The organism is Nocardioides psychrotolerans (assembly GCF_900113685.1).
Classification (GTDB): domain Bacteria; phylum Actinomycetota; class Actinomycetes; order Propionibacteriales; family Nocardioidaceae; genus Nocardioides; species Nocardioides psychrotolerans.
The window spans coordinates 31631-43934 of record NZ_FOQG01000025.1 but is presented as its reverse complement, the minus strand read 5'-3'; the positions used below and the strand labels follow the sequence as shown (position 1 = coordinate 43934).

At 67.0% G+C, this 12304-nt stretch carries 13 protein-coding genes; 12 read left to right on the top strand and 1 reads right to left on the bottom strand.

The genetic code is table 11. The features are described 5' to 3' along the window. The first annotated feature begins 172 nt into the window (after window positions 1-172). The 10 genes from BM204_RS20510 to BM204_RS20465 all read left to right on the top strand — a co-directional run bounded on the left by BM204_RS20510 (window position 173) and on the right by BM204_RS20465 (window position 10506). Window positions 173-1204, top strand: a complete 1032-nt coding sequence (locus BM204_RS20510) for a BRCT domain-containing protein (RefSeq protein WP_091117285.1) — start codon at window positions 173-175, stop codon at window positions 1202-1204. Window positions 1205-1530: 326 nt separating this feature from the next. Beyond that, window positions 1531-2436 carry a bifunctional DNA primase/polymerase gene (locus BM204_RS20505; RefSeq protein ID WP_091117283.1) on the top strand — a complete coding sequence of 302 codons (906 nt, stop codon included), beginning with the start codon at window positions 1531-1533 and terminating at the stop codon, window positions 2434-2436. Between the two features lie 364 nt (window positions 2437-2800). Beyond that, window positions 2801-3643, top strand: coding sequence for a hypothetical protein (locus tag BM204_RS20500; protein ID WP_091117282.1), 843 nt, complete (start codon window positions 2801-2803; stop codon window positions 3641-3643). Then, window positions 3636-4625: a ParB N-terminal domain-containing protein gene (locus tag BM204_RS20495; RefSeq protein WP_091117280.1), complete on the top strand. Its 990-nt coding sequence runs from the start codon at window positions 3636-3638 to the stop codon at window positions 4623-4625. Before BM204_RS20500 ends, BM204_RS20495 begins: the two co-directional genes overlap by 8 nt. A 66-nt stretch (window positions 4626-4691) precedes the next feature. Further along, window positions 4692-5381: a hypothetical protein gene (locus BM204_RS20490; RefSeq protein WP_091117279.1), complete on the top strand. Its 690-nt coding sequence runs from the start codon at window positions 4692-4694 to the stop codon at window positions 5379-5381. A gap of 15 nt (window positions 5382-5396) precedes the next feature. Beyond that, window positions 5397-6998 carry a M23 family metallopeptidase gene (locus tag BM204_RS20485; protein ID WP_091117277.1) on the top strand — a complete coding sequence of 534 codons (1602 nt, stop codon included), beginning with the start codon at window positions 5397-5399 and terminating at the stop codon, window positions 6996-6998. 58 nt (window positions 6999-7056) lie between these two features. Then, window positions 7057-7347, top strand: a complete 291-nt coding sequence (locus BM204_RS20480) for a DUF6112 family protein (protein ID WP_091117275.1) — start codon at window positions 7057-7059, stop codon at window positions 7345-7347. Window positions 7348-7403: 56 nt separating this feature from the next. Beyond that, window positions 7404-7721: a DUF6112 family protein gene (locus BM204_RS20475; protein ID WP_091117274.1), complete on the top strand. Its 318-nt coding sequence runs from the start codon at window positions 7404-7406 to the stop codon at window positions 7719-7721. 53 nt (window positions 7722-7774) lie between these two features. Further along, window positions 7775-9040, top strand: a complete 1266-nt coding sequence (locus BM204_RS20470; protein WP_143099855.1) for a TrbL/VirB6 family protein — start codon at window positions 7775-7777, stop codon at window positions 9038-9040. After that, entirely contained in the window at window positions 9040-10506 is a 1467-nt protein-coding gene (locus BM204_RS20465; protein ID WP_091117270.1) for a PrgI family protein, read from the top strand. The genes BM204_RS20470 and BM204_RS20465 overlap by 1 nt, the downstream gene beginning before the upstream one ends. Window positions 10507-10744: 238 nt before the next feature. Here BM204_RS20465 and BM204_RS20460 read toward each other — a convergent pair whose 3' ends face one another. Beyond that, the gene (locus tag BM204_RS20460; RefSeq protein ID WP_143099854.1) at window positions 10745-11209 is read right to left on the bottom strand and encodes a hypothetical protein; all 465 of its coding nucleotides are present in this window, start codon (window positions 11207-11209) and stop codon (window positions 10745-10747) included. Between the two features lie 327 nt (window positions 11210-11536). Here BM204_RS20460 and BM204_RS23355 point away from each other — a divergent pair, with 327 nt between their 5' ends. Together BM204_RS23355 and BM204_RS20455 are read left to right on the top strand one after the other, a co-directional pair. After that, on the top strand, window positions 11537-11665 hold the full coding sequence (locus BM204_RS23355; protein ID WP_256215809.1) for a hypothetical protein: 129 nt from the start codon (window positions 11537-11539) through the stop codon (window positions 11663-11665). A gap of 114 nt (window positions 11666-11779) precedes the next feature. Next, window positions 11780-12190: a hypothetical protein gene (locus tag BM204_RS20455; RefSeq protein WP_091117267.1), complete on the top strand. Its 411-nt coding sequence runs from the start codon at window positions 11780-11782 to the stop codon at window positions 12188-12190. The last annotated feature ends 114 nt before the right edge of the window (window positions 12191-12304 follow it).

Sequence of the window (12304 nt, the reverse complement as noted above, 5' to 3'; positions counted from 1 at the left end):
ACTGACCCCGATCGAGTTTGAGACCATCTACTCAGCAGCAGACGCTGCCTGAGAACCACCCACCCCGAGTGTCAACCAGAGCCTGGGCAGTCCCGTTAATGGCCTAGCAGACGAGGCCGGAGTCAACGAGCTCGCGGACTTAGTAGCCGCCCATCGTCTGGGCATCGGGCACATGAGCAGCGGCACCTACACCGGCAGCGTCGCCCTCGGCAGTGGCGGGAGGAACTTCACACCCATCGAGGTCAACACGGACGCGGACCCGAGCGGCTACCTCTACGGTCGGGTCGTCGTGTTCACCGGCACGTTGATGTCCATGACCCGTGATGTTGCACGACAGGAGTGCGCTCGTGTCGGTGCCACGCCCGAACAGAACACCACGAAGCGGACCCACGTGCTGGTGGTGGGCGACATCAATCCCGGCGTTCTACGGCCTGGCTCAAACGTCACTGGCAAAGCGCGCAAGGCGTTTGACCTACAGGACGGAGGCCAACCCATCGAGGTCATGACTGAGGACGACTTCGCGCGATGCATCCAAGGCAAGCCGATCACTGACTTCGCGAACGTTACCGACCTGTTCCCCGTGCCCGGCCCGGGGACGGGTACACCACCGAAGCGAGATCGGCTCCGGTCGGTCCCGCTTGCGGAACGGCCAACACCGACACCGCCGAAGCCCCCCAAGCCGCCGAAGCCTCTGCGTCGAGAACCCATTTCCACTGACCAAGTCTGTTCAATCAATACCTGCACCAACGGTGCCGCCTTCAAGACGTATAAGAACCCGACCTACTGCTACGCCCACATCGACGTGATCCTGGCCAGAGGGGGCTTGGAGCCGCTGGAGTCCTTTACCCATCCGAAGGACTGGCTGCTCACCCGATGCCGACGGTGCGGCAACGTCGCGCACTACCGATTCGTCTACGTGCAGGACAACAACGCCGCGAACGTCGAGACCTGCCGGGCCTGCTTTTGGCGCGGATGGGGGGCTGAGCAGCGAGCGGCCATCGGACCGTATGGCGACAACGAGCCTGTTACCTACGAGCGGGCAGAAGCCACCGCCGAGAAGTACGGCCATATCTACCTCGGGCCGCTCACCAACCCGTCCATGGCTTACGACCCTCACCGGGTCGAGTGCTCTCGCTGCGGGAGGATCAGCGCCGAGCGCCTCGGAGACATTTCCTTCGGGTGCAGTTGTCAGCCGCGCCTCTAGAGTCCTCCCCTGCACAGGCGACGAATTGCGCGGCACACCGTCGACGTACACCTGTGCTGCGACCGCACCAGGGTCCGCCGCACGAACTGGTGTCAGTCCGACCTAGCCCATTCCACCGCCATTGACGCGGTTGCCCGGGCCGTCCCACACGGGGATCCCCAAACGGACACATCCCGAGGGTTCGTCCGGTCTGAGAACAGCAGCGCAAGCCCCTCCGAGAACTTTCGGGGGAACGTGGTCTGACCTGCGAAAACGTCAACGTTCCCCCTAGTGGAACATCCCACTGGCGCCGAAATGGGTAACGTTACCGATCCACAGTCGGGTGCATGAGCAGCTCGACACCAATCACGCATCGGTTGCTGACCACCGCGGCGCTCCAGGCATTTGCAGCGCCGGACCTACCCACCGCGGCAACCGCCCTCGCGCAGGCCGGCGTCCCGGTCTTCCCCTGCGTCCCAGGAGGCAAGCAGCCGCTCACGAGCCGCGGCTTCCACGACGCGAGCGCCGACCCCGCGCAGGTCACCGCCTGGTGGCGGCGCTGGCCAGATGCCAACCTCGCGCTGCCCACCGGAGCTGCGTCGGGGCTTGACGTGGTCGACGTCGACGTCCACCTCGGCGGCAACGGCTACTCGGCCTTCGAGCGGGCCAGGTCTGCGGGGTTGGTCGAGGGGTGGTCCTGGCTGGTGCGCACGCCATCGACTGGTCTCCATGCCTACTTCCTCCGAACCTCGGCGAGCGAGCAGCGGTCCTGGCAGGTTCCGGGCAAGCACGTGGACTTCCGAGGCGACGGCGGCTACATCGTCCTGCCGCCGTCACGAGTCGCCCAGCCCGATGGCGCGCTGCGTGAGTACGAGCTGATCGCCGTCGCACAACACCAGCCCCGCCCGGTCAACGCGGCAGGGCTGCGGGCGTTCCTCGATCCGCCCCGGCCGATCCGTTCCCCCGTGAACATGTCAGCCGTTGGAGCCCGACCCGCCCGGCTCGCCGCTTGGGTGGCATCGCGGCCCGAAGGAGCGCGCAACCACGGGTTGTTCTGGGCGGCATGCCGGATGGCCGAAAACGGCCATGGATTCGATGCGGCGTCGACCTTGCTCGGTGACGCAGCCTCCTCGGCAGGGCTGACCGAACGGGAGGCGCTCGCGACGATCCGGTCGGCGTACCGCTTCGCCACACGTCTCGGTCCGGCGCATGCCGCTCGCCCTACACGGGCGGTTGAGGCGGTGGGACTGTGAACACTCCCGACCCCTACGACCGCCGAACTGATCGGAGCCTCGGCGAGGCCACGGTGCAGACCGAGCAGCCAGCCGAGCGCTCTGCCCTCGCCGTCCATGGCGACCCCTCGCGACCGAAGTCCGCCTCGACATCCGAACCGGGCCGAACCAGGCCGAGCATCGCGTGGGTGCGCCCGAGCGATCTCCCCACGGCGATCGGAGCCCCGTGGGCACGGCGTGGCATTGACCTGCAGGCCGAGCTGTCACGTCGGACACGACGCACTCCTGGCAAGGCAACGACACGCGTCGGCCGGCGAATCACGCGCACGTCCATCGCCCGACCGGAGCAAACGACAGCTAACGCATCACGAGAGGGCTTGGACCTATGAGCACCACCGAATTCACTACCGCCGAAGGCCTGCGTCTCCTGCTAGTCCGCCTCCACTACTCGGGTCAGGGAACATGGAAGAACGACGCTGAGGCAGCCGAACTGCTCGCGTTCGCAAGCAACAAGTACGGGGCCTTGGCGCGCAAGTACGGCCTGGAACCACAAGATGCCGCGGTGGCGGCGTTCGAGGCCATGCGCACTCGAGCTGTCCGCGCGGCCGCCGACCCATGGGCAGTCATCACGCGAGCGGTACAGGTCACCTTGATCTACGACTCACGCGCCGAAGGGCTCCTGTGCTCGACGCACCAAGCCCGGCGCTCGACAGTCTCGGCCAACCACGACGCTGAGCGATTCAGCGACCGTGATAGCGAACTCGCCGCATTCCATCCCGCGTTCCAAGTCCAACCCGAACAAGACGTCCGGGACTGGGATGAGATTGAGACCCACGCCGACGAGGAGCCAACGAACGCATGGATGGCCGCGGACCAGGCGGTTCAGATCCTGACCGAGCTCGGCTGGCCCACCGTCGCTGCCCGCGGGTGCATCGAGTACATCTGCGCCCGCCTCATCCGGACCGGATCACGGGAGGGAGCCTTCGAGTCACTTCGCCGCGACCACCAAGTCGAAGCCTTCCTCGATCTCGACCACGAAACGTGGATGACAGTGCTGCGCGCAGTCCTGGGGAACCAGCAATCCGACTTCCTCCACACCTCGGTCGGTCGTGGGGTTCTTCTGCTCCTGATGATGGGCTACCTGCCGTCGGAGATCGCCACCGACGTTGGACTCAGCAGAGCAATCGAGTCCACAGCCCCGACCCGGGGAGGTACCTCTCGTGTCTGACACGACCGGACACATTGACCTGGAGCGCACGGTGGAGTCGATCAGCGTCGGCGTCCGCCACCGGACAAATCCCGAAGAGGATCTCGCGCCACTGATGCGATCCATCGAGCGACTAGGACTTCTCCAACCGGTCACCATCACCCCGGACGGCGTGCTCATCTGCGGGCATCGCCGATTGGCAGCAGTCAAGCGGCTGGGCTGGAGAACCCTGCGGGTGTGGGTGCGGGTCGGCCTCTCAGACGACCTCACCAGGCTGCTCGCTGAGCAGGATGAGAATGCGATGCACAAGCCGTTGTCGCCGCTCGACGCTGCGGCTCTGTATCGCGAGCTGAAGGACCTGTTGAGCGAAGATGCCGCAAGACGGCAACGAGCATCACAGTTCGGGGCCGACGAGCCAGATACCGAAGGCCCGGCCGGTGGTCTCGATTCGAGACCACCGCAGCTTGGACAAGGGAAGAGTGCACGACAGGCAGCACTGCACGTGACCCAAACCGCCTCGCACACTCGCCTTGAGCAGATCTGCGAGATGGAGCAGATCGCGTCCGATCGTGATCGACCGGCCGCGCTCAGGAAGGTTGCGGAGTTCGAACTGGAGCAGATCCGTCAGGGCGGCGCCGTCGATCCCAGCTATCAGCGTGTGAAAGCAGCGGTGCGGGCCGCACCTACTAAGAATCCGGACGACTCTCAGGATGCCCTTGAAGCTCTTGCTGAGGCGGCGCTCGCCCGAGCCAAGGAGGACCGTGCCCGACGCATCCGCGAAAACCGGCTGAAGCGAGCCGCCGCCGCGGAGCGGGCTCGCCGGTCTGTGCGCTCCTTCGTCCTCATGTGGGCTGATCTTCAAGGCTGGACTGAGCACTACGACGCCGTCGAGGTCGGGCAGCAGCTCAGCGACGCCGACTGGGTGATGTTCGAACGCATCGTCCAGGAGACCTGTGCCTTCGCCGACTCCGCCCGCAGTGAGCGCGGACTGAAGTCCGCCTGACGTCAGGGGGGCGCACCCGCGCACCTGAGTTTCTGACCAACTCCCGAGAAGCAAGGACACAGGCAGATGCGCTACTCCCCCGCCCATGACAACACGCTTCGCCGTCGCCGCATCTTGGTGGCGGCCGCGGCCGCCGTCGCCCTGCTCATCGCTGCGAGCGCGTACGCCATGCTCTCGCGGGACAACCCCTCGTCGTCTACGTCTTCTAGCTCGGAGCTAGACGTGTTCGCCCCGCCGGAGACTGCGCCGGACGTTGCGCCCACCAGCGGCGTGCTGCCGGAGTTGGATCCGACTGCGGACCCGGAGTCGTTCGCACGGCTGGTGGCGCACGCGATCTTCGACTGGGACACCGTTGTCGCGGTCCCGCTCTCGGACTACACGAATCGACTGGTGACGGTGGCCGATCCGACCGGCGAGTCATCGCCGGGGCTGGTGGCCGATGTCGCCGGCTACCTGCCGACGGCGACAGCGTGGTCTCAGCTCCGCACCTATGCGACTCGTCAGTGGCTGGCAATCGACACTGCCAAGGTGCCGAGCCTGTGGTCGCAGGCGGAGGTCGAGGCCGGGCCGGATGGCTTCTTACCCGGCACGACGGCGTTCACGATCACCGGCGTTCGCCACCGTGCGGGAGTGTGGGAGGGCGACCCGGTGGCCAGTGAGCATGACGTCGCCTTCACCGTCTTCATCGTCTGCGCTCCGTCGTACCCCGATTGTCACTTGTTGCGGCTCTCGCGGCTCGATGAGCCGCTGGGCTGAGCCGAGGCCTCGGCCATGCGGAAGGCGATCCTCGTCGGCTTGGCAGCACTCTTGCTCGGCCCAGCGACCTGCCTGATGGGGATGGCAGTCCTGCTGAACCCAGCTGCACAGGCGTCCTGCCGGCCAACGGCAGGGATGACGGTCGGCGCTGTCCCGAACCACCTCGTCGTCACCACCGGCAGTGGCACCCGGTTCACCCTGACCAGGGCGCAATTGACGCACGCGGCGACCGTCATCAACACGGGCGGGCGAACTGCTGGTGTGGGCCGCGATGGCGTCATCGTCGCGCTCATGGCCGCGCTCACCGAGTCGACCCTGCGGATGTTGTCCAACACCGCCGCCCACCCCGAGTCAGCGAGCTACCCGAACGATGGGGACGGCGGGGACAACGACTCGCTCGGCCTGTTCCAGATGCGACCCAGCACCGGCTGGGGCAGCGTCGCCAACTTGATGGACCCGAGCTACCAAGCGCGCGCGTTCTTCGGCGGACCGAGCGGCCCGAATCATGGCTCGCCCCGTGGGCTCCTCGACATACCGGGCTGGAAGCAACTGCCGAAGGGCTCGGCTGCCCAAGCCGTTGAGGTGTCGGCGCACCCCGACCGGTACGCGAACTTCGAGCCAGTCGCCGAGACGATCCTCACTGCTCTCACGCGGGGACCGTCATCGAGCAACGGAGCCACGGCCGGCGTGCCCGAGACGTCCAGGGTGGTGTTCCCCCTCCCGGCGGGCACCTGGGTGCGGACCAGCGGATTCGGAATCCGTGTCCACCCGATTACCGGCGTCCGCAAGCTGCACACGGGCGGCGACTTCGCGGCGCCCTCAGGGACGCCGATCCTCGCGGCAGCCGACGGTCGGGTCGCCTTCGCCGGCCCGGCCACCGGATACGGGAACCTCATCCTGATCGAGCACACCGTCAATGAACACCGGCTCGCGACTGGATACGCGCACATGACCTCGGCCAGCATCCGGATCGGTGTCAACGACCCGGTGACCGCCGGCCAGCACATCGCCGACGTAGGCGCCACGGGCTACTCGAGCGGTCCGCATCTGCACTTCGAGGTCAGGCCGGGCGGGGCGAACGCTGCACCGGTTGACCCTGAGCCGTGGCTTGCCGCGATTGGTGCGGTCGAACTCGACGCCGCGGGCGCAGACGATGGCGGCGGCTGTGGACCGGAGGGTGAGGCAGCGCCTTACGACGGAAGCGACCCCAGCCAACTCGTCGACGACCCCACCACCGACGGGCAGATCACCGCCCGCACCGCTCACGTCCTGGCGCAGGTTCGTGCGCAGTTCCCCACGTCGGCATGGTCGTGCTGGTCCCCCCGCCCCGGTCAGGACTCGGAGCACTCACTCGGACGAGCTTGCGACGGGACCTTCGGCAACTCGATCGGCCACGCGGCCACAGGCCCAGCGCTCGACCTGGGCTGGCGGGTCACCAACTGGATGAAAGCCAACGCGGAGACGCTCGGCGTGGAGTATCTGATCTGGCAGGGCCGCATCTGGTCGGTCGCGCGATCCTCCGAAGGATGGCGCGCGTACGACGGCGGCGGGATGCACGACCCGACCAGCGTTACCGGCGGTCATTACGACCACCTGCACTTCACTGCGCGCGAGTAACGTCGGAAGTTGCCCTTACATCTGATGTAAGGCGCACACGTGGGCACACCTACGCGGCATGACCACTATCCCCGCCCTCCTTCCGGCCGTCGGCCCTGACTTCGGAGCCGTAGGTGGCTCCGGGCAGCTTCGCCAGATCGTTGGTGCGCTGCTCACCTTCGGGCTCCTGACTGCCGTCCTCATGGTTGTCGTCTGCGCCGCCACGTGGGCGGTTGCCTCGTCGAACGGCGGCTGGCAGGCAGCCGGCAAGGCCAAGACGGGGGTGCTCGTCGCGCTCGGTGGAGCCGTCTTCACGGGCGGAGCGCTCGCCTGGGCCAACTGGCTCCTGGACCTCGGCGCGACCCTCTGAAGCGGGTCGGCTGGCGCACCTGCCCATCATCCCTACCAACCAGACAGGAGCACGTCGTGTTCGACCTCCTCCACAACAACCGGATCGTCGGCCTACTGCCCTATGACGTCGACATCGAACCCAACTCGAACGGGCTGCCCGGCATTGGGCAGCTCCGCACCATCGTCGGCGCCTCAATGACGGTCGGCCTGATCCTCGCGGTGCTCGCACTGATCATTGCCGCCGTCGTGTGGGCGCTCGGCTCCAACTCGTCGAACCCACACCTCGCGGGCCGCGGCAAGCTGGGAGTCCTCGTCGCACTGGCCGCCGCGATCGTGACCGGAGCATCGGTAGCGCTCGTGAACTTCTTCTGGAACGTCGGCCAATCGGTCTGACGCGCGGATCAACCGAAGGGACAAGCTCGATGGTCGACGTATGCGACGTACCCGTGATCTCGCCGGTGTGTGACAGGGCCGGGGATGCCGCCGCGAGCCTCGTGACCGCGCCGTTCGACTGGCTGGCACAAGCAATGGGAGGCGCAGCCGGATGGATTTTCGAGTCGGTGTGGACGGTCTTCGACAGCACCACGAGGGTCGACATCACTAGCCCGCAATACACGGGGGTCTACAACATCCTCTTCGGCGTCGCCGTGTTCGTCATGCTCGGCTTCTTCATGCTCCAGGTCATCGGCGGCATGATCCGACGCGAACCCGCAGCCCTGTCCCGAGCGGCCCTGGGGTTAGCCAAGTCGATCCTCGGATCGTTCGTCGCGATCACCCTGCTCGCCCTCGCGCTGGAGGTCACCGACCAGCTCACCATTGGGATCGTCCACGCCGCCGGAACGAACATGGAGGAGATGGGCGGGCGCATCGCGTTGCTCGCCGCTGGACTGGGCACCCTCAACATTGCTGCACCGGGCGCGGGAGCCATCCTGACCATCTTCCTCGCAGGGCTGGCCATCGGAGGCGCGGTGATCGTGTGGATCAGTCTTCTCGTACGCAAGGCCCTGATTCTGATCGCGATCGTGTTCGCGCCCATCGCGATGGCCGGCGCGACGTGGGATCAGACCCGGGGATGGGTCGGGAAGTGGGCGACGTTTGTGATCGCGCTGATCCTTTCCAAAGTTGTCCTGGTCGTGATCTTCCTGCTCGCCACCGCACAGGTATCAACGCCGATTGACGCAGACCTTCAGTCCGTCGGTGATGCGATCGCGGGTGTGGTGCTGATGCTGATAGCCGGGTTCGCGCCGTACCTGACCTACAAGGCCATCAGCTTCATGGGCTTCGACATGTACCAGGCGATGTCGGCTGAGCAGGAGGCCAAGTCAGCGCTCAATCGGCCGTTGCCGATCCCTGTTGGCGGGCAAGGCGGCGGCGCACCGAAGGTGCTCGGCCAAGATGGCGCGTCGTCTCCCGGGCCGGGCGGTTCCGGTGGCTCCGCGACACCACCCGCACCGGCATCGGGAGGTGGCGCGGGAGGCGCGTCCGCGGCCGGCGGCGCCGGGGCGGCCGCTGGCGCGGGTGCCGTTGGAGCGGGTGTTGTCGTCGCCAAGCAGGCGGCGGCCGCAGGGCCCCAGTTGGGGAACTTCGTCAGCTCCCAGGCGGGTCAGCAGGCAGACGCTGCCCAAGAGCCCGCGGGTCCGTCGAGCAGCGTGCCGTCACAGGTCGCTGATCCGACGCCGCCGATGGCGTCCCGCTCATCGAAGGAGAAGTAATGACCAGGACCCTCTCAGCCGCGCTTGACTACGAGCTCCGGCCAGTGAAGTTCTCCCGACTCGCGCGTCGCGGCGTACTCCTCGGCTTGTCCGGTGCGCAGCTCGTCGTGGTCGGCATCGGTGCCGTCGTGCTCGTCTTTGCGCTCTACCTCGGCGGCGGCATGATCCTCGCCTACGCGCTGCCGATCATATTGCTGTGCGCCGCGCTTGCCTGGGTGGGTGTCGGTGGGCGCAAGCTCATCGAGTGGCTGCCCATCGTGGCTCGGTGGACGTGGCGATCAACCGGTGGGCAACTCCTGTTTCGACGTCGAGTCGTCAAGCCGCGGCCAGTCGGGACGCTTGCTCTGCCCGGCGACGCTGCGCGGCTGCGGCAGTGGCTCGACGTCGAGACCGGGGCCGTTATGGTCCACGACCCTCACCAAGCCACGCTGACTGCAATCGTGGCGGTCTCGCATCCGGCGTTCATCTTGCTCGACCCTGTCGAGCAAGAACGTCGCGTGGTCAGTTGGGGGCGGGTGCTCGCCACCGCCTGCCGTTCCGGCCGGATCGCGGCGCTGCAAGTGATGGAGCGGACGCTGCCGGACTCCGGCAAGGGACTGGCGGCGTGGTGGTCGCGACACGGCAGTCACGACGACTCGTGGGCCTCGGCGACGTACGGCGAGCTGATCGGACGGGCCGGGCCTGCGGGAGAGCGGCACGCGAGCACGATCTCGCTGTCTCTGGACATGAAAACCGCTTCCCGTGCCATTCGTGCGGCCGGTGGTGGAAACCGCGGCGCGGCCGCTGTGCTGCGCCAGGAGATGTCGACGATCACCGCCGCGCTGCGGGCAGCCGATCTCGCGCCGTCTGAGTGGCTGGACCCCGGCGATCTGGCCGTCATGCTCCGCGGCGCCTATGACCCTGTGGTCGCCTCGGCCCTCGAACGTCACGGAGACCTCGGCCGCGACCTCGCCACCGCCGGCCCGGTCGCCGTCTCCGAGAACTGGTCGAGCCTGCGCAGCGACTCTGCCCACCACTGCGTCCTCTGGATCAGCGAGTGGCCTCGGTCGCTTGTGTTCCCCGGCTTCCTCGCCCCAGTCCTCCTGTCGTCTGGCGTACGTCGAACGTTCAGCCTGCTCTACACCCCGATGCGCACCGACCAGGCCGCCCGAGACATCCGCAAGAAGAAGACCGAGTACGTCTCCGATGCCGCCCAACGTCAGCGCATCGGACAGATCGAAGACGCCCAGCAGCGCGCCGAGTTCCAAGATGTGCTCCAACAGGAAGCCGATCTCACTGCCGGCCACGGCATCTTGCGAACCACCGGACTCATCTCGATCAGCGCGCCCGACCCCGACGAGCTGGAACGCGCCGTCGCAGCCATCGAGCAGGCCGCGATCCAAGCGTCGTGTGAAACGCGACGGCTCTGGGGCCAGCAGGCTCAGGCGTTCTCGGCCGCTGCCCTGCCGCTGTGCCGGTCGGTCTAGTGAGGGCGGGTCAACGGGACGCTCGGGCGCCCCATCATCTGGAGCAACGCCCTCATCCGCACCCTCATCTATGACGGCTTCAAGACCCACCAAATCGCCCGGCATTAGCAGGCGCGGCGTTTGCCGGCGGCCAGGTCACGGCCACCACGAGCCCCCCCCCTCTGCAATTGAGGTGTGATGGCACGGGACGCCCGGGGGTGCGCGTGCATTGCGGCAGAGTCGGGCGGACCCGGTCACGTCAGTCTGTGGCGGCACGCCATTCATCGGCGGTCTTGGTGTCGTAGTAGCGGGTGAACCCACAGCCCCATGCGAGCCCGTCCTGCAAGACCCCTTCGCCCCACCGTGACTCGCCGCTGACGAGCAGGCGGGTTCCGATCTCGTACGTCGGTGGCACCTCATCGAGACGGGGGCCACCACCGGGCGATGCCATGTCGATAGTGACCTCGCTCGTCGAGCCACCGACGTACCAAGTTCCCACAGCGAACGTGACACCGGCGGTGCCTATCCGACCCTTGCCGGGACGGTTCGTCGTGCCCTCAGCGATGCTCACGACTGTGCCGTCAAACGCGAAACCCCTCCGGGCCACGCCCTGCGCCGCGTAATCCTCTACGCAGGACGCCATGCTGCTACTCGTCAGCGGACCAGTTGCTGTCTCGGTCGTCGGGGCGGCTGAGTCCACAGGGACATCGACCGTGCCGCCCACCTGCGCGTCCGACGCCAACCCGCCGCCGGTTGAGGCACACCCAGTCAGCACGACGCACGCGCTGGCGATAGCGAGGACTAGACGTGAACTCATGCCCGATAGACGGGTCGGGTCCATTCTCGGTTCCACCGAACTAGTGAACACCCGCGCCGCGTCACGCGCCCGACTCTCGGCCATGAGCGGACGTTTCGGAGCAGGAGTCATCACACCTCAATCGCAAAGGGGGCCACGAGTCCAGATATGGTCGCCGATGCCGTGTTGTCCGCACTCCCCTCATTATGTGCCGATCGACGAGATCCAGGGTACGTCCGGTGGTACGAGGAACTGATGCAACTCGTTGAACGGGAAGGCGCACTGCCGATCGCGTATGCCGACGACTTCGACGACGCGGAGGGTTGGGAGATCGGATGGGGCAGCGGGGTACGGCATCGTCATCCGCCGAAGACCGACGCCTGACTGACCGCGGACCACGCCGCCTGAGGAGGCCATCACCCGCCTCCCGCCCACCCATCGGGCCGGCATCGCGCACCTGACTCTCGACCACTCGATGTCGAGCAGCAGGAGGATTCGGTGCCTACGTTCAACGACCCGGCCGCGGATGCGGCCGAAGCCCAGCAGGCGCTGCGTGGCCTCGCGTACGCCACGCGATCCATCGACGACCCCACACAGGTCTACTCGGTGCTCGGATCACTGTCCGCAGCCGCCGCTTCGCTGGAGCAGTCGCTGCACCAGCTCGCGACCTTCCATGACGGACCCGCCCGGAAACGTGCGTGGGTCACGGGCGATGACAGGGCAGGACGAGCTGTTTCAAGTCAGATCTCGTGGGAGCTGCACCGGGCCGGTGAGATTCTCCGGCAGGTTGCTGTCTCGCTCGATCACGCACACGAGGTAGTGGCCTCGATCGCCTACGACACCAGCAGCGATTTCCCGCTTGTGCCGGAGCCGTCGCGCCCGACCCCCAGCCACGGGCTCTCGCTGTGACTGGCTGGGACGAGGGCAGGCTGCACAGCGCCGTCCTCGTGTCGCCTCGGCGGGAACGGCGTCGGGACCGCAAGGCCCGCAAACGGGCAGCGAAGGCGTTGCTTGCTGAGGACC